This is a genomic window from Desulfovibrio biadhensis (assembly GCF_055388615.1).
In genome coordinates this window covers 89,344-108,134 of record NZ_AP042477.1, presented here as the reverse complement: position 1 = coordinate 108,134, position 18,791 = coordinate 89,344, and the positions used below count along the sequence as shown (strand labels likewise).

Here is an 18,791-nt window from a genome sequence, read left to right as displayed (position 1 = left end):
ACCGGCCAATCCAGGAGTTTGCGTTCCACTCCGGCCGGGAAGGCAGTACTCCCAATATGCCAAACGGAGGGGGCGAGGTATGAACACTGTTCGTAAATACAGACCCGTATTCTTTGCGTTTATCAGCCTTGTACTGGTGCTTCTCAGCTCCATGCCGGCCATGGCCATAGACGCGCAACAACTTTTTCAAAAAGCAAAAGATTCCGTGGTGGTGGTCTTTTCATTGAATGAAGAAGGCAATCCCACGCGTTTCGGTTCCGGTTTTCTTATCCGGCGTGGCGATAAGGTCGCCACCAACTATCATGTCATAGCAGGCGCGGCGAACATCAAGGTAAAGCTGCCTAACGGCAGTGTCATAGATGCGCGTTCCGTGCTGGCGGAAAGCCCGAAGTATGATCTGGCCATCATTGATATCCCCAACCTGGGCAAGGGCTTGCCCCTTGCAGGAGGGCAGCCGGCTGAAGGTGAAGAGGTCATTGCGATAGGCCATCCCAAGGGGCTGGAGCGTACGCTTTCCACCGGTATTGTCAGTGGTATTCGTATGAAGGGCGACACCGTTGTTTATCAGATAACGGCGCCTATTTCTCCAGGAAGCAGCGGCGGCCCCATTCTCAATGCCTCGGGTGAGGTACTGGGGCTGGCTACGTTTTACGCACAAGGCGGGCAAAACTTGAATTTTGCCATCCCCTCAAACTATATCAATAAACTCCTGGGTTCTTCCTACAAGACCGCAAGGGGTTCAAAGTCTGGTGGTGGCGTTAGTTCCGGAAGCTCTCTGGGCATCCAGAAAAGTGACGGTGGCATCACCATCTTTGCAAAATGAAAAAATGTTCATGAAACGAATCCTGACCTGCAACGCGGCCGTTTTTACGGCCGCGCTTTTTTTGGTGGCGGCGCTTTCTCCGTTATCCTCGGCCGCACAGGGGGGGCCTCAATGGACGCCACGTGTCGAAAGCCTGCTTTCTCTTCCGTATCCTTCCCCGCCAAAGGTGCTGCTGGATGCTTTTCTTGGCATCCCGTACCGCAGTGATGGCGCAGTTAACCTGCAGGGGCGTTTTACTCTTTTTGCCGATCCTGGCGTTGTCTTTGACACCTCTGGGCTGAATTGCAGTGGTTTTGTGCTGGTTGCATACAGGCTGATCATGCAGGCGCCCGTCAGTTTGGAAGCGGCAAAGCAGGACCGCTTGCAAGACAGTGGCCCTGGCGCAGCAAAAGGGCAGGATTGGGATTTTGGTTGGGATTTCATACAAAATCTCACGGAAGGGTATTCACCGCGACTGCTTATACCCCAGGGGGAAACGCCTTTGCCGCAGAGTGGTGTGGATGGCGCCACCCTGAGAGGGTTTGCCCTGCGGGATGCTGCCGCCTGGCGCGCCGCCATCGCACATCTGCGCCCCGGCGAGCTGGTGTTGCTCAGCATGAGTAAGCCGTGGAACAAGAACGGCTACTCACTTTTGCACCATCATGTGGCGTTGCTGTTGCCCACTGCAGACGGCGGGCGCTGGTATTACCACGCTGTAGGCAAGGGGGGCGTTACCCGCACGCCGCTGCATGACCCCGCAGCACTCAAAGGCCTGCTCGACAAATACCCCGCATCCTCACTAGGGGAGCGCAAGGTGCTTATGCTGGTGGTAGACCTGCCGCAGTAAGCTGCATGGCAGCATACGCTACAAAGGGAGGAGCAAGGGCCTGTTTCTATGAAAGACATTTTGCCGCAGGCTCTTTTACTCTTCTTTGGTGCGCATCCCCCGCCAGACGTTGCGGCTTTCGTCCCTGAACTCTTCCCCCTCACCAGGATATATCTGGCGCTCGTCTTCGGGGACGGGAATGGGGTCCGGCCAGTGTTGCGGCCGCGGCCAGGGGCCTTCCAGAGCTAATTTTGCCGGATGTGGATCTATCATGCGGGGGGTGCGTCGCACGTCCACCTCCGGAACGGGGGCGCTGAATTCGATGGGGATGTTGTTTGGGTCAAAGGAGTAGAGTGAATGGATGAATCCATGGTCCACGATCTCCGAAGCCCAGAATCCTGCTCCTTCCAGCCGAGCCTTGAGCTCCCAGAGGTCATTGTCGTCCACCACGCCTAAGGAAACATGGTCAAAGGCCACCGCCCCTTTCACGGGCATGCCATGATCTTTTTCCGGGATGGGGGTGGCGTCGGGCCATTCAAAAAACGCGATCATATCCTGTGGTGAAATAGCGAAAAAATAATGGCGGTAATTGGCGCCGCCGAGTCCTGCAACCATGGGCAGTCCCAACAAATCACGCCAGAATCGGATGGTGGCGTCGATGTCGCCCGTCGCCATGGCAAGATGGTTGATACCTGTATATCGGGGCATGTTTGGCCTCCCTGTGCTTTGTCTGCAGAAGTTCAGGTTGGGCATATCCCATAATGCAAGGGGCGGGAAGGCATTTTCCGAAGTTGTATTTTGCCTTTACGAGATGCTGCCAAGCGCAAGCTCCCAGCATTCCTCTGTCACAGGGCACCCTCCCATGTCTCCGGGTTTTTGCCCTGTCTGGGTAAAGCCGGAGGCTGCGTACAGGGACCGTGCCGGCAGCAACGTGCTGATGGTCCAAAGATAAATTCTATCGTATCCCTGTTCTTTTGCAAAATTCACAGCATTGCCTACCAGCATTTTACCCACTCCCAAACCGCGGGCGTGGGGCTCCACCAGCAACCAGCGCATTTGGGCCTGGTTATCCGGTTGTTCAACAATCGCTACAGAACCCAGCGGCTCGCCCGCACGCTCCGCAATCCAGAGACGGCTACGTGTTTTTGGTCGTTGCAGGTACTCGGCAAGCCCCAGCAGCACATACCCTTCGAAATCAAGGCCAAATCCGCAGGTGTGTCCGTAGTATTCACCGTGGCGCATGATGACCCACCCCATATCCCCTGAGCGAGCTTCCCGCAGGTGCACAGCAGGGCGCGGCGCATCGCTTTGCTGCAGCATTTGTTCTATTTCGCTGAGAGATGCCCGAAATCTGGCAATGCCGCGGGCGTCGAGATGTTGCAACAAGCCGGCGGCCTGCTTGTTTGATGCCTCCTGGAGTGCATTCAGAATTTCGCCCCCTTGCGCCGTAAGGGAGAGTGGGACGGGTCTGCGTCCGCTGCGTTCTTCCTGACGGTTGATAAGCCCGTTTTTACGCAACTTTGCAAGGATGCGTGAAAGCTGCCCCCTGTCCATTTCCAGGATTCGCGTCAGTTCCACTGCGCTCACGCCAGGGGCGCTTGCTATCTCGTATAATACACGCACTTCACTGAGCCCGAGGGAGCTGTCCAAAAGCCCGCGGTTCAAAAGTCCAAGGAGTGTGGTGTAGAAACGGTTGAAACGCCGGAAGTGGGCCACGGCATTGTTTCTCAGTTCAGCCTCGGACGCGAGCGTATTGTCAGCCATAACGCCTCCAGATCTTAGTTTTGTGAACACTATACTTGTTGTGTTGATAGTGTCAATAAAAGGCATAGGCTTGTACAGAGGGCATTGCCTTGTCAGGGGCAAGGCGGTAAGTTGCGGGCATGGAAAAGGATACGAAGAATTCTTCCGGCACCGCCCTTTTACCGGGAGGGGCACTTTGCATTTCCCTTGATTTCGAGCTTTTCTGGGGGGTGCGGGACAAGCGTTCTCTGGATGCCTGGGCCCTGCGCCTGCTCAATGCCAGGGAGGCTGTAAAGCGCATGCTGGATATTTTTGCCGCCTATGGCGTGCAAGCCACCTGGGCGACGGTTGGCGCGCTTATGTGTCGTGGAAAACGCGAATTTTTGGAGTATTCTCCACAGGTTCGTCCGGCGTATGATAACCCGCGACTTTCCCCGTATGGCTCCACGGAATCACTAGGAGAAAGCGAAACAGCGGACCCGTACCACTTTGCTCCTTCTCTTGTGGCGCGCATTCGCGATACGCCGGGGCAGGAAGTGGGGTGCCATACCTATGCCCATTATTATTGCCAGGAGCCTGGCCACAGCGTGGCCGCTTTTTCCGCTGATGTGCAGGCGGCGCAGAATGTTGCGGCGCTCCATGGTCTGAGGCTGCAAAGCCTGGTTTTCCCACGGAACCAGGTGGGGCAGGACTGTCTGGATGTCTGCCTTGCCAACGGCATTTCCGCCTACAGAGGGCGGGCACGGTTCTGGGGTGAAAAGGGCAAAGACGCATGTTCCCGAGCTGCCAGGTTGGCAAATGCCTATTTTCCGTTATCCGGCAGTGGCGCCTGGAGGTTGGAAAATACCGCGGAAATGGCTCCGGTAAATATACGCGCCAGCCATTTCTTGCGCCCCCATGCGCCAGGGCGCGCTTTTTTGGAGCCCGTAAAGCTGAAACGGCTCGAAGTGGCCATGGAGGCTGCATCCCGCAAAGGGCGCGTTTTGCACCTCTGGTGGCACCCCCATAATTTTGGCGACGAGACCGAGGCCAACATGGCCGCATTGCGTACGTTGCTGGAAAAATGGCGCACGCTGCACGAGAAAAAAGGCATGCAATCGCTGCATATGGCCGGATTGGCGGCTCTTGCAAAAGGGAACATTCCCGAAAAGTGACGAGGAGCGCGTATGCAATTCACCTTTGCCACGGCAGGAGAGATTCTTTTTGGCGCTGGAGTGCTGGAACAGGGCGCCATAAAAATGAAGGAACTGGGCAAACGCTATCTCGTGGTGACGGGGGGGGATACCGGTAGAGCCGCCCCTTTGACCCACGCAATGCTGGTTCAAGGTCTGGAAACCGTTCTGTTCAGTGTGGCTGGTGAACCCAGTGTACCCGTGGTGGAGCAAGGCGCACGTGTCGCGCTCACTGCAGGTTGCGACGCAGTTGTCGGATTTGGTGGCGGCAGCGCCATGGACGCGGCCAAGGCCATTGCAGCGAAGATGACGAATGCAGGAGAATTGCTGCAGTATATGGAGGTGATAGGTGACGGTCAGCCATTGGAAAATCCGGCAGCGCCCTGCGTTGCCGTGCCGACCACGGCTGGGACGGGCGCAGAGGTCACGCGTAACGCCGTGCTTGTCTCGCTCACTGACAAGGTGAAGGTCAGCCTGCGGCATAAGAGCATGCTGCCGCGGCTTGCCATTGTCGATCCGGAATTGACGGTGGGCATGCCTCCTTCCGTCACTGCCTCCACGGGGCTGGACGCCCTTACGCAGTTGATGGAGGCGTATGTTTCGCGGAAGGCCACTCCCATCACGGATGGTTTCTGCATGGAAGGGCTTGTGCGCGCGGCGCGCTCATTACCTGTTGCCTGGGAAAACGGCAGTGACCTGGCAGCCCGTGAGGCAATGCACCTGGCGAGCCTGTTTTCCGGTCTGGCGCTGGCCAATGGCGGCTTGGGCGCTGTGCACGGTCTGGCTGCGCCCTTGGGTGGGGCTTTGGGAGCGCCCCATGGCATGATTTGCGCTGCAGTATTGCCCCATGCGCTACGTGCAAACATCAGGGCGTTACAGAAAAACGCTTCTGATTCCTGGAATGTGCGGATTCTTGGCCGTTTTCAGGAGCTGGCAACCATTGTTACGGGCAGTGCATCCGCCACGGCGGAGGATGGAGCAGACTGGGTAGCCGCCTTGTGCTCCCGTTTTGGTGTGAAAGGACTGGGTGAGATGGGGCTATCTGAAGACGAATTGGATGCGATGACTGCGAAAGGGCAGCGCGCAAGCAGCATGAAGGGCAATCCAATTGCACTTTCCGACGCTGCAGTACGTGGAATCCTGGAAAGCTCGCTGTAACTACGGCGAGCACCTTGCCTCTTTCTGCTGTTGGGGGCGTTCTTGCTTTTGGAAGAAGACTGTAGCGTCCTGAAGTTATGGAAGATGGAGGAGGGCGCGGCAGTGATTATTTCACTATATCGTGATAGTGGCCGCGTTTGTGTATTTCTTGGGATTTGTATTTGCGGAAATTGACGTTTGACACGCCGGAACCGCCTCGGCGATGCCGTCTGCGCAGCAACAGCACGATAAGCAATATAACAAGCACTCCTCCCAGGGAATAGAGAATCCATTCCATCATGGTCACGTACCTCTGTTGCACGGGGCGGAATCCACTTTACGTGGAATCCGCCACAACGCATTTGCGTTGTGGGTCATATGCAGCGTCACGGCCGTTGGCCGGCGCCATAGTGGTAACGGGTTTGTAAAGTGTATCTGCGCATCGTCTGGGGGGGGATATAATCCCCTACTTGTCAAAAAGGGGCGAGCCCGGAGTAAAAAGAATGATGCGAGCATACACTTGCGGCCCGACCAGTTCAATGTCTCATTCAGTACAGCGATAGCCGTTGAAAATCCAGCCCGTGAATATTTGCTAATTAAAACGAGCAGAAAGCTTAGCTGGACGTGGAGCAGACAGGCTGAAGATGTCTTGGCCCTGGTATTGAAATAAGATATGATGAGAAAAAAACAAGAGGATTGGATAATGCCGCAACGCAATACGCCACTGCGCGCCATACGTGATAAATGCCTGGAATGTTCCGGAGGGAATAAGCAGGAAGTGCAGGAGTGCGTCATCGCACATTGTCCACTGTATCCGTTTCGCATGGGCGTGGATCCCCAGGCTCAAGGTGTATTGCCCGGGATAGTTGCCTCGGAAGGTGCCGATATTCCAGACGGTCGTGGCAAGGCAGATGCTGGCGACAAAGACGGTGCCAGCGGAGGACCGGCCGGGGCAAAACCGCAAAAACAACATTCCTTGTTTTGATGTACGCCCAGAGAAAAAAAGGGCAGAGATGCCAAACGGTCGCGGAATTTTCACCAAAACGCCATGAAACTCCAGCGCACAAAAAGCATGGCCTGATTTTCATTCAAGGTCAGCTTATGGTAATGAAGGGGAGATCGTGATGCGTTTGCTATCTGAGACAATTCGTACCCAAATTGTTATGCGCCTGCTTTTTGCTTGTGTGTTTGCCTTGCTTCTGGTTTTTGGCCCCGGCAGTCTGCGGGCGGAGCAACAACGCCTGGTGTTTGCCTCTACGCCGTGGAAAGACCCGGCAACTTTGCGTGAAATACATGCGCCTCTCATGGTCTACCTTGCCAGAGTGTTGGATGTGGAAACAGTTTTTCATGTGGCCGCTGACTATGAAGAGCTGTCGGATCGGCTCAATGCCAAGACTGTTGACGTGGGATTCTTTTCTTCCAATGCCTATGTGCAGGCCAGGAAGGCTTTGCCGGAGTTGCAATATTTGGCAAGTATCCGTAAACGCAATGTCTTTGGCGAAATTCAGGATCACTACCGTGGGTATATCGTAACGCGGACAACCTCGCCCATCCGGAAGATCGAAGATCTTAAAGGCGCCACTTTCGGCTACACGGATCCACAATCCGGGTCTGGCTATCTGTACCCGCGGCTGCTTCTCAGGAAAAACGGTTTCGATCCGGATAATGATTTTTCACGGACCTTCATGCTCAAAAAGCACGACAAGGTCATCAAGGCTGTGCTGCAAGGCTCTGTCGATGCTGGTGCTGTCTACGACGATGCCTTTAGAGATGCCGACAGAAAAAATCCCGGCATGTTGCGCATAGTTGCCAAAACTCCGGAAATCCCCTTTGATGCCTATGCTGCAGGGGGACATGTGTCTCAGGAAATGGTTCAGGCCCTGCGCAAGGCGCTGGTGGAATACGAGAATGCTCCTGAGCGGCGAGCGGATTTGCTTGGCAGCCCCCATAGCTTTGCAGTCCGTGACGATTCCTTCTATGATATTGTCCGTGAAGCAAACGAGAGCAAACCCTGATGCCGATTCGTATGCTGCAAGAGCAGCGAGAAACATCAAAATTGAAAAAAAACTGCAGATACTGAGCCCATGAAGCTCGTTCCTCAGATACTCACACTGGTTTTTCTGCCTCTCCTTATCCTAGGGGGGGCATATCTTTTTCAGACCGAATCCCTTTTAGGTGTTCTCGATGACAGCATCCATCAAAGCCTGGAACAAACCCGGCAGGATTTGCTGTTCAAACTCAACGACGCCCTGGAGCAGCAGTCCAAACTGGGAGCGCTGCTGGCCAATGGGCCTGAGGTTGTTCCAGCGCTCAATGTCGGTGATGCGGATGTCCTTTACCAGCGCTCCAACGCTTTTGTCGGCGACAAGATCGATTACGTCTCCTTTATTGACAGAAATGGCGTAGTTATAGCAAGGGGGCACCAAGAGTTCGTTTTCGGTGATGACGTCTCCGGCAATCCAGTTATCAAAGCGGCATTACAAGGAAATACCCTTCAAGGCTTGGGGCGTTTCGACGGCAAACTTTATCTCTACTACGCACAGCCAATACGGCTTTATGAGGAACGCGTACTCGGCGTTCTGGTGCTGGGGCGTTCTCTTGAAATTTTTCTCGATAATTTTGCAGCTTCGAATGCCGATGTGAATGTTGCAGCATGGAGTAATGATAAAAATTATCATACGACCGCGCCTTTGGATGCCCTGGGAAAATGGGACAGACTGGATTTTACCTACCAGGAAGGCGAAAGCGCGGTGCGTTTAGCCGTTTTCAAGAACTATATTGCCCGTCGTGGTCAGCTTGAAGCTTTACGACTGAACACCATTGCCATTTCCGTGGCCCTGATACTGCTCCTGGGGCTTTGTTCCTTTTATTTTGTGCGCAGGCTGATCAAGCCTATCAAGAAACTTGCGTTGACCATGCGTTCATCTTCTGTTGGCGAAGTGGATTTGAAGGGGCTGACTGTCCCTTCCAATGAAGTTGGTGATTTGGCTAAAGCCTTCCAAAACATGATGCTGCAACTGGGTGAAAAGCAGAAATCGCTGGAAAACGCAGAAGCGAAATACCGCAGCATATTCGAAAACTCTTTGGCCGGCATCTACCAGAGTACACTGGCGGGACGCTATATCAGCGCTAATAACGCTTTGGCCAGAATATTGGGCTATGCTACGGCAGACGAACTTCTCCGGGAAATTACAGATATCGGCAGGCAGGTCTACCCCAACCCTGCCGAACGAGAGCATGTGCTCACATTGCTGCTTTCCAGCGGATCCTTGGAAAACTACCCCCAGCAGTACGTATCCAGGGATGGGCAAAAAAAATGGGTCCTGGAAACGTGTTGGGTGGTGCGTGACCATGGCGGGCAGATTCAGCACCTCGAGGGGTCGATCATCGACATGACCGAACTCAAGCGTGCCGAGAAACTTGAGCGGGACAAGGTTGCCGCAGAGGCGGCGAGCATGGCCAAAAGTCAGTTTCTGGCAGCCATGAGTCATGAAATTCGGACCCCCATGAACGCCATTGTGGGCATGGCGGAGCTGCTGAAAGACACTCCCCTGGATGAAGAACAAAAGCAGTATCTGCACATATTTGATGCAGCCAGCGAATCCCTCTTGGGTCTCCTTGGTGATATTTTGGATATTTCCAAAGTTGAAGCAGGGCAGCTGCACCTTGAAAACATTCCTTTCCAGCCTGCGCCACTTGTCGAGGCGGTTTGCAAGGTCTTGGGGCCCAAGGCGGCGGAAAAAGGCCTGGAGCTTCGTGCGGATATTTCGACCTACATTCCTGAATACCTTTCCGGTGATCCCACGAGACTGCGACAGGTGTTACTGAATCTTGTAGGTAACGCCATAAAATTCACACATATTGGTGAAGTGCGCATTGCTGTTGAACCCCACGGAGCCGAGCAACCTCAAGAAGGGGAGCTCTTTTTTATACATTTCAGTGTAAAAGACACAGGAATCGGCATAAAAAGTCAGAATCTGGAGAACATCTTTGAGCGGTTCACCCAGGGTGACCCCTCCATTACCCGCGAATATGGCGGCTCCGGGCTGGGGTTGGCCATCTGCAAACATTTGGTGGAGTTGATGGGAGGCAATCTCTGGGTGGAGAGCCTGGAAGGCCGCGGCAGCGTCTTCCATTTCACAGCAGCGTTCGGCTGCGTCGACAGTGCGTCGCAAATGGATATGGCGATCATGTCTTCCGATGGGGAAAGGCGCAAAGACAGCAGTAGAGTGGCGGGCAGCTTCAATAGCACGTTGGCAATGCCTTCGCAAAAGGAAGAGGAGGGCGATTCCCGCAAGGAAAAGCTCAGAGTGCTGCTTGTTGAAGATTCAGAATATAATGCTTTTGTTGTGATTGCCTACCTGCGCCAGGCCGAATGCAGTGTGGATATTGCCCGCAATGGCGAAGAAGGGGTCGAGCTGTTCAAGCGTAACCGCTACGGGCTTGTGCTCATGGACATCCGCATGCCGGTTCTCGATGGTTTTTCAGCCGCTGAGATGATTCGCGAATACGAGCGGGAGCAAGGCCTTGAGCGCACGCCGATTGTGGCCATGACAGCGCAAGCCTTCATTGAGGATCGGGAGCACAGTCTTGCTTCCGGGTGCGACATACACCTGGCCAAGCCCATACGGAAAAAGGTGCTGTTGGATATCATTTCGCGCTTTACTACCGTCCATGGGAAAGATGACTCCCGCTTGCTGGAAGATGGTGGCGCCGAAGCGACAAGTTGTGCTCCGCTTCGTGATGAACCTCTTGCGGAATACCCTTCTGAAGGTCCCATCGAAGTAGAAGTCGATCCGGATTTTATTGATATCGCCCCCCGCTATCTGCAGGCGACGCGCGATAGTGTGGCGGAATTGCGGAGCATGCTGGGAAATGGTGACATTTCTTCGATTGCGCGCTTGGGGCACCAGATGAAAGGTGAAGGTAAGGCCTATGGATTGGCCCCTGTCAGCGATTTTGGCTCCATGTTGCAACAAGCCGGCTTGACGGGAGACAAGGCCGAGGCCGAAAAAGCCGTAGATGGCTTGGATGATTACTTGTCCAGGGTTGAACTGGTCTGATCCCCCTTCCTTGATGTCTCTCTATTCTCTGAAATAACGCTTTTCTGCGATTTCATTTTGTTTCCAAAGTAGCGTGCTGCGCTGCATCAATGCAATTTTCCTCTGTGTTACAGCGAGTGCTGAAAAGGCATGGCTCTGATTCTGCTCTGTACCTCCATGACATTTCGTAGAAAAACATTCCTGATTTTTTTCAGGATTGATCGTAAATAGTGAAAGACTGATAAAGAAGGATTAAAAAATGCTATTTAGGTTTTACCCAGCATAGTTTGGAGAGGTAGATAACCCTTTTTATTGATTCTTGAAATCTCTAAAACCTTGATGCGGTCGTTGCAGAAAAGTCGAATATTGCGTGATGCGAGCATGGATGCGGGACATCCTCTTTTGAAAACTTAAAGGAAAAAATGCTTGCCCAAAAAATATCTATTTGTTAACAATTGAATAAAAATTAATCATGTTGTTATAATTCGTTGCTTGTCTTGTGTTCTTTGGAAAATTCAAGTTCTGTCTATACTATCAGTATCCAGATGTTTAGTGTTTGCAAGAAAGAGTAAATATTGATCTGCAGAATACTAACGCTGATTGAAAATATAGATGTATGAGGTTTTCCTTTTCCCTGCCTTGTTCTATTTTTGCATTTGTTTTGCTTGAATTGTATTTGAAGCTGTTCTGGCATGGCTGTTTACTATCGACCTGAATCGCAAAGCAAGATCAGACAATATGCAAACTGTTGAATTTGAATTTGCCTGTTTAAAAGATCAGGATGCTACGTTTAGAGTGCTTTCCTTTCACGGTGTGGAAAGTATCGATTCGTGTTTTGCTTTTGATATTTCCCTTACGACAGCGAAATCGGGGTTTGATCCGGATGCCTTGCTTGGAAAAAAGGCATATCTGGAGATTGCTGTGGGAAGCTCCAAGGTCCGTAAATACGGGGTTATCGATGTACTCCATGTTTTGCGGGTTATTGGCGACACGGTATATCTTGATGTTATTTTGGTCCCCCAGCTGCAACGGCTGGGGTTGAGCCATAATTACCGCACGTTCATAGATCAGGAACTCAAAGATGTTCTGACTAATGTACTGCAAGAAAATGATCTGCAGTCTTCTGACTTTGAATTCCGGCTTAACGCTGCCCCCCCGAAAACTCCATATCTCTGTCAATACAATGAAAGCGACATGACGTTTTTTACACGCAGGTTGGAGCATAATGGGCTCTCGTATTTTTTTGAGTATACGGAAAACGGGGACAAATTGGTTGTTGCCGACAGCATTGGCAGCCGGCAGGACGTTGACGGAGATGCTGCTGCCTTGCGTCTGATGTTCGCTCCTGCTGGTTCTACACAAGCGGAGCATGGACCTGGCGTGAATCGCCTGTCGCGCAAGGTTGTCGCTGTTCCTGCAAAGGTGCGTCTGACGGACTGGAATTACGAACGTTTGGATTTGAAACTGGAAGCGGAGCATGATGTTGCAGCAACCGGGTTCGGCGAGGCGTACACCTATGGCGACGCAGCTGCCTCCCTTGGTGATGTAAAGCAGCAGGCGCTTTTCAGGGCGCAAAGCCAAGCCGCAAAAGGGGATCGGCATATTGGCATTTCCACGTCGCCCCTTATCTTGCCTGCGCAAAAATTTTCTTTGCAGCAGCATCCATTGGACGCATGTAACACTGACTATATTCCCTTGCGTGTTGAACACTGGGGTGTTGCAGAAGAGCAGGGTGGAGCAGACGCAGAACCCGCTCAATCCAAGCAGACTGCAGGCTATCGGAATCGTTTTGCAGCTGTTTGCGCCGACCAGCAATACCGCCCCTTGCATGATACCCAGCCGCCCAAGGTTTGTGGAGGGGTGCATGCGTTTGTGGAAGCTGAGGGCGACACTTACGCCCATCTCGATGATGCGGGGCGTTACCACGTCAAGTTCGGTTTTGATGCGGCGTCCCGGGGCAAATGCAAATCGTCTGCCCCTGTACGTATGATGAGCCCGCATGCAGGGGTGGGGTATGGCTTGCACTTTCCGCTATTGGGCGGGGCTGAAGTGCTTATGGGGCACGAGCAGGGTGACCCGGACCGCCCTTTCATTATGGGGGCTCTGCCCAATGTTAAGGCGACGGGGCCGGTGGTGCAAAAGAATACCAGCCAGGCGCATGTGCATACTCCCGGGGGCAATAAGCTGAAATTTGAGGATAAAGAGGGCGCTTCCGGCTTGATGCTGTTTTCCCCCATGGGAGGGGCGGGCATAGGCATTGGCGCTCCTCCCGCTACCTTGGCGAATGCCGATGAAGCTTCAAATTACGATGACGCAGAGCCTCCGCCACAAAATAATGACGCTTCCGGGGACGATAAAGACTCCGGTAAAGACACAAAGGACATGTCCGGCAATTACTTTGACAAAAATGGCTTCAACTTCTGGACATCGCCGGGCCACGAGCTTTCCATTACGGCCAAACACAGCGCCACTGTCATCTGCGGAGTGACTTACAACTGCTATCTGGGACTGAAACTTGCTGTCTCGGCCGGTGTTGTTGTTCCTTCCTTTTCGTTGGTGACAGGCAACGATGTCTCCATTTTTGCCGGCAGTAAAACCGAGTTCAACACCATCAAGGTGCACAACATCATAGGAAAGAAGGTTGCCTGCGCGACAAGGACACGCATCAAAGGTGTCTGGGATTCTTTGAGGGACAACCTCAAATCCGCTTCCGAAAATGAAGATGGCACGGTTGGTGATGAAGAGGGTGTTGTCGATAAGCAGACCGATGTCAGGGGAGAGGAATCCGAAGGCACGGGCGATGAGAACTCAGTGAAAAAGTCGGAAAAAAACCTTGTGGAAAACAAAGATAGCGTAGAAGGCCAGGTGGAAGAGGCGAACGAGTCTGAAAGGCAAATTGTCATAGAAATATCTGAGGGCAATGGGGAAGATACCCAACTGACAGACAGTGAAGATGACATGGGTGAGTCCCGTAACAGAGAAACCGGCAATGAAATTCATGTTTTTGGCGAGGATACTGACACCCATGAAAATTTTGACGCAATCAAGGGCAACACCGCCAAAGTTGCTGGAGAAAACGGGACTATTTGAGGGACTACCTTATGCCGGACGCCTCGGAAACAACCATGCGCTTTACCTTGGACGGTTTTGCTGACGATACGTTTCACGTTGTGCGATTCAACGGTACGGAAAAGTGCAGCAAATTGTTTACGTTTGAAATTCTGCTGGCCGCACAGGACGCCACACTCGACCTTGCCAAAGCGCTTGCCGCCAAGGCTACCTTGAAGGTGCGCCCCCCGAGTTCCAATGGGCAGAAAGCGGAAGAAGCGGTTTTCCAAGGGGTATTGGCAAGTGCGGAGAGCCTGCAAGGCGCGGGGCTTTACACCCTCTACCGCGTGGTCATGATGCCGCGCTTGCAGCGCCTGTTGCTGGCCACGAACAACAGGATATTTTTGGAGAAAGACCTCACCGCCATTGCCACCGAAGTGCTGGAAGGCGCTGATTTCGCACAGGGTGTGGATTTCGAAATTTCGTTCAAGGAAGAGCACGAACCGCGCGAGTATACATGTCAGTATCAGGAGTCTGATTACAATTTTCTGGCCCGAAGACTTGAGAATGAAGGTGGTTTTTTCTTTTTTGATACAGGGGATGGCGGGGACAAATGTGTGATTGCGGACGCCCATGTGTTCAAGGATTGTCCTGGCGGCCCTCTGGACTACCTGCCTGGTCCGAGTCCGGAACATGCGTCGCAACAAAAATTTATTCATGAATTTGCGCGCAAGTTTACGGCAAAGTCCGGCATCGTGGCCATCAGGGATGTGAACTACCGAAAGGATATGCACCACATTCTGGCGCAGCAGAACGTACATCTGGGCACACAGATAGGGAGTGCGCCGTCCGCTTTCGGCGAAGTCCATCTGTTCGGCGCCAACGTGAAGACAACCAAGCAGGGCAAGAGGCTGGCCACCATCGCTGCCCAGCAACTGGCCTGCGAACGCGAGCAATTTTATGGGGCGAGCCATTGCCCCTATTTCCGGCCGGGCAGGACATTCACCCTGAAAGGGCATGATAATCAGTCCTTCAATGCCAAGTATCTACTGACCAAGGTGGTGCACAAAGGGCATCAGGAAGGCCTCTTGGCCAGGACTTTGGGCGTTAAAATCGCCTCTAGTGAAGATCAGAAGGAAGAAGCTGGCTACAGCAATACGTTTACAGCGATTCCCAACGATGTGGTGTTCCGGTCGGAGAGAAGGACTACGCGCCCCAGTATCCATGGTATTTTGAACGCCACCATTGATGCACAGGGTTCGGGCGAATACGCAGAGATAGACGACCATGGCCGTTACAAGGTCATCCTGCCTTTTGACCGTTCCGGCCGCAAGGATGGCAAGGCCTCGGCTTGGCTGCGGATGGCGCAGCCCTATGCCGGAAGTAACCACGGCCTGCACCTGCCCCTGCATAAAGGGTGCGAGGTGGCGTTGATGTTTCATGACGGAGATCCGGACCGGCCCGTCATCGTGGGCGCCCTTTCCAATCCGCACAACCCCTCGCCTGTCACTTCCAAGGAACCGGCCCACAACACCCTTTCCACCGCCCATGGCAACAGCATGATCATGGGGGATGTTCGCGGGAAGCAGCATTTGCGTCTGCATAACACGGACAGCAAGACCACAGTGCGCCTGGGTGCCAATATGATGCCGCCAGCCCTCGCCAATGAGGCGATGCAAAAGCAGGGTGCATCCAAAGACGGGGATGGCGACAGTGGTGGAGAAGGAAACAAGGGCTGGGCCAGCGATCAGAGTGCTGCCAATTTCTTTAAATCGAACGCCTTCAATTGTGACAACTACGGGGATGCCTCGCAACAAGGTTCCGATGCCGCAAAAAATTGGTTTCAAAGGACCAAGGTGCTGGACCCTTCGGAGAAGCCCGGCAAGCACGGTCTGCAGTTTGATACACCGGATTGGATCTCCATATATGCAGGAACCCAGTCGAGTGTTTTTTTCGGAGAATATGGAAGTGCTGTTTTTGGCAGCTTTAATTCCGCCAATATCGGCATTCCCCTGGGCTATAAACTGGGAACCCTCAGCCTGTTCCCGGGCATCATTGGTGGCTGGGAAGCCGCGAAGGCCACCAAGGATTTTGGCTTGGGCGCTATTGCGCTGGCGGGGGCCTTGCCCACCAAGCTGACCATGAACGTGGCCTTGGCCCTGACCTGGAATATTCTGGAAGCCACTACTCTGATCAAGGCGAAGAAGGAAATCAACCTGTTCAAGAAAAAGGTTGAGGGCGAGACTAGCGAGGCTTCAAAGTCCGCCAAGCGTATTCAGGCAAGCAAGCAATACCTCATAGAGCAGAAAGTACAGGTGGTGGATGAAAAAATGCGGGCCGAGGTTTCGAGTAACGCCCTGAAAGGGGAAGTGGATAAGCTTGAGAACGATGTAAAAACCGCATCCGAAGAAGAAACCAGGAGCGCCGGAGAAAAAGCCGAGCTTGTCAGAGAGAAAAAGCAGCTTGCAAGCGAAAAGGAAACCCTCAGTGGCTCCGTTACCAGTGGTACCAATGAGTCCGCAGCCTTATACGAAGAACTTGAGGAGTTGTATGGAGAATACGAGTCGGTAAAAGCCACTGTGGAACGGCTGGGCGAGACCAAAGAGGAACTCATGGGCTTGGAAGAAGTCACAGCCGGTGAAGTCAACAGAATCCTCGGCGAGTACGGTGCATTGTAGGGTGTTATGAGTAAGAGAACCATCAGATTTTCCTTTGATTGTAAGGCTTGTGGAGAAGACGACCTGCGGGTGATCCGGCTGAAAGGTTCGGAAGGCCTGGGCGTTCCTTTTGCCTTTGTGCTGGACCTGGCTGGGAAATCCGTGGATGCGGAAGCCATGCTCGACGCGCCCGCAACGCTCACTTTGCAAGCAGGGCAGCGCAAACAGACCTATGCGGGCTGTCTGGTCTGGTTCATGGAGCGGGGGCGCGTAAAAGGAATGCACCGCTACCGCGCTTTTTTATCGCCAGTGCTTACACGCCTGGAACGCAACGTCACCAATGCTGTCTACGTAAAAAAATCAGTGCCTGATGTGCTTAAGGATGTGCTGTCAAAATCACGCTTCCAGTCAGGCCTGGATTTCGACTTCAAGCTGAAGGAAAGCTACGACAAGCGTCAGATGACCTGCCGCTACCAAGAGGACGAGCTGCAGTTTTTACATCGACTGACACAGCGAAGTGGCATCTATTATTTTTTTGAGCCTGGAAAAAAGGAAGGCGAGAGCCAGAAGTTGATTTTTGCCGACAGCCCGGATGCCCATGAGGCGCCTGACAAGGACGCCACCCTGACGTTTCTGGAAGCCTCGGGCCTTGAGCATGAAGTGCAAAAAAACGCCATCCATACGTTTTCCCTGAATGCGCGCCAGACAGTGAAGAAGGTGGTTGTGGACGACTACAATCCCGAGACGCCTGATCTTGTAGTGCATGGCGAGGAGGAAGCCGGCAAAACGGCGGGACAAGAGCGCTTCTTTGGGGGATTTGTGAGCGCTCCTGTCAGCCCGAACTCCATTTCTGCAAAAGCCAAATGCCGCAAACAGATTCTGGCCTGTCGGGCCAAAACGTTTACGGGCGAGTTGGATGCGCCTCTTGCGCGCAGCGGTTTTTGCATCAAGCTTGAGAAGCACCCGCTGGATTCCTTCAATGCGGACTACCTGGTCACAAGCGTGCAGCATGAAGGCGTGCAACCTTTGGGGGAAGGGCAGGGCGCTTCGGCCAAGGTTTCTTACAGCGCCGTATTCACGGCTATCCCTTCCGCAACCCCTTTCAAGCCCGAATGGACCGCTCCTGTCCCCCGGATTGCGGGCGTGCTGTCCGCCGTAATAGCGGCTGAGGGGTCAGGGAAATACGCCGAGGTGGATGAAAAGGGACGCTATCAGGTCATTCTGCCCTTTGGGCAGAATCCGGACGAAACCCCCAAGTCCGCAAAGATACACATGCTGCAGCCATACGGGGGGGGCGATCATGGTTTGCATCTGCCCCTGCATAAAGGCACCGAGGTGCTGCTCACTTTTTTACAGGGCGATCCGGACCGCCCCATAATTTGTGGAGCGGTCCCCAACGTCAATACTCCCAGCATGATAAAAGGTGAGGAGAAGACCAGGCACAGGCTGCAAACTGCATCGGGGAACAAGCTGGAGCTTGATGACAACTCGGGCAACAACTACCTGGCTTTGTCCTCACCGACGGCGGATTCCACCTTTGTGCTAGGCACCTTGCCCGAAGACGTACACAAAAAACACATGCAGCGAGTTCAGAACAATGCGAACCAGGTTCTGGGGAGCGGTAACGGTGATAACCAGAGCGCCTTTCAAAAATGGTGGAGCAAACACGCGTCCGCAAAGGGCAGTGGCAAAGGCCTGCATATGATTACCGACGGTCTCCTGGGCATGGATGCGGGCATTTGCAATACGGTCACTATTGGTGACTCGGAGAAATGCATTCTGGGCAGCGCTGTAAAGGACGTATTGCTGACTGATCTCAGCCTGACGTGCGGGCCCAGTATCGGAAGCACCTTGGGAAAAAAATACAAGGGTACGGCTTTGGACCTGCACATTGTGCGGGCGGAAGGAACCAAATTAGGATTTAGTTTCGCCAATGTTACCGGTGACGTAAAAGAGGCTCTTGGTGAAAAAGGTATTGTAGCAAAGGATTATAAGAAGGCGGTTGGAGAAAAGAACAAGGCCGTGAGCCATGAAGGCAAGCTCATAAACAAGAGAAAAAAGCTCACCGAAACAAAAGAAAAACTGCACGGTAGCATCCAGGAAATAGCTGATAGCAAGGAATTACTGGGAGTGGAAATCGAAGACCTTAAGGGCGATGTTGAAAAACTCACAAACGAAAAGAACGAAGTGAGTGAATCGATCAACAGGATGGCCGCCCAGAAAAACGAACTTAAAAATGCCATTGCGCGTTTGTATGAAGAACGCGCCACACTTGCCGGTGATGTGATGCGGATAGGCAGCACGCTGACCGTCTTGGCTGAAAACGGAGATGAAATCTTCGGACTTGAAGAGGACATCTAGCGA

Annotated in this window: 12 protein-coding genes; 10 read left to right on the top strand and 2 right to left on the bottom strand. The window is 53.2% G+C overall.

The window, feature by feature from the left end:
- Window positions 1–79: 79 nt before the first annotated feature.
- Complete coding sequence (locus tag ACZ5EH_RS00425) at window positions 80–823, top strand: S1C family serine protease (RefSeq protein ID WP_464276168.1); 744 nt, start codon at window positions 80–82, stop codon at window positions 821–823.
- Between the two features lie 10 nt (window positions 824–833).
- Window positions 834–1,649: a hypothetical protein gene (locus ACZ5EH_RS00420; RefSeq protein WP_464276167.1), complete on the top strand. Its 816-nt coding sequence runs from the start codon at window positions 834–836 to the stop codon at window positions 1,647–1,649.
- A gap of 75 nt (window positions 1,650–1,724) precedes the next feature.
- Here the strand turns inward: ACZ5EH_RS00420 and ACZ5EH_RS00415 are convergent, their stop codons facing one another.
- Together ACZ5EH_RS00415 and ACZ5EH_RS00410 are read right to left on the bottom strand one after the other, a co-directional pair.
- On the bottom strand, window positions 1,725–2,336 hold the full coding sequence (locus ACZ5EH_RS00415) for a VOC family protein (RefSeq protein WP_464276166.1): 612 nt from the start codon (window positions 2,334–2,336) through the stop codon (window positions 1,725–1,727).
- A 96-nt stretch (window positions 2,337–2,432) separates the two neighbouring features.
- A complete protein-coding gene (locus ACZ5EH_RS00410) occupies window positions 2,433–3,392 on the bottom strand; it encodes a bifunctional helix-turn-helix transcriptional regulator/GNAT family N-acetyltransferase (protein ID WP_464276165.1) in 960 nt (319 codons plus the stop codon).
- 119 nt (window positions 3,393–3,511) lie between these two features.
- Here ACZ5EH_RS00410 and ACZ5EH_RS00405 point away from each other — a divergent pair, with 119 nt between their 5' ends.
- From ACZ5EH_RS00405 to ACZ5EH_RS00370, 8 genes are all read left to right on the top strand, one after another.
- Window positions 3,512–4,525 (top strand): polysaccharide deacetylase family protein, encoded by a 1,014-nt coding sequence (locus ACZ5EH_RS00405; RefSeq protein WP_464276164.1) that lies wholly within the window; start codon window positions 3,512–3,514, stop codon window positions 4,523–4,525.
- A 12-nt stretch (window positions 4,526–4,537) separates the two neighbouring features.
- On the top strand, window positions 4,538–5,701 hold the full coding sequence (locus tag ACZ5EH_RS00400; protein WP_464276163.1) for an iron-containing alcohol dehydrogenase: 1,164 nt from the start codon (window positions 4,538–4,540) through the stop codon (window positions 5,699–5,701).
- 682 nt (window positions 5,702–6,383) lie between these two features.
- A complete protein-coding gene (locus tag ACZ5EH_RS00395; protein WP_464276162.1) occupies window positions 6,384–6,665 on the top strand; it encodes a hypothetical protein in 282 nt (93 codons plus the stop codon).
- Between the two features lie 139 nt (window positions 6,666–6,804).
- On the top strand, window positions 6,805–7,695 hold the full coding sequence (locus tag ACZ5EH_RS00390; RefSeq protein WP_464276161.1) for a phosphate/phosphite/phosphonate ABC transporter substrate-binding protein: 891 nt from the start codon (window positions 6,805–6,807) through the stop codon (window positions 7,693–7,695).
- Window positions 7,696–7,764: 69 nt separating this feature from the next.
- Window positions 7,765–10,743: an ATP-binding protein gene (locus tag ACZ5EH_RS00385; protein ID WP_464276160.1), complete on the top strand. Its 2,979-nt coding sequence runs from the start codon at window positions 7,765–7,767 to the stop codon at window positions 10,741–10,743.
- 717 nt (window positions 10,744–11,460) lie between these two features.
- Window positions 11,461–13,812 carry a type VI secretion system Vgr family protein gene (locus ACZ5EH_RS00380; RefSeq protein ID WP_464276159.1) on the top strand — a complete coding sequence of 784 codons (2,352 nt, stop codon included), beginning with the start codon at window positions 11,461–11,463 and terminating at the stop codon, window positions 13,810–13,812.
- A gap of 11 nt (window positions 13,813–13,823) precedes the next feature.
- Complete coding sequence (locus tag ACZ5EH_RS00375; protein WP_464276158.1) at window positions 13,824–16,448, top strand: type VI secretion system Vgr family protein; 2,625 nt, start codon at window positions 13,824–13,826, stop codon at window positions 16,446–16,448.
- Window positions 16,449–16,454: 6 nt separating this feature from the next.
- Window positions 16,455–18,788, top strand: coding sequence for a type VI secretion system Vgr family protein (locus ACZ5EH_RS00370; protein ID WP_464276157.1), 2,334 nt, complete (start codon window positions 16,455–16,457; stop codon window positions 18,786–18,788).
- Window positions 18,789–18,791 lie beyond the last annotated feature (3 nt).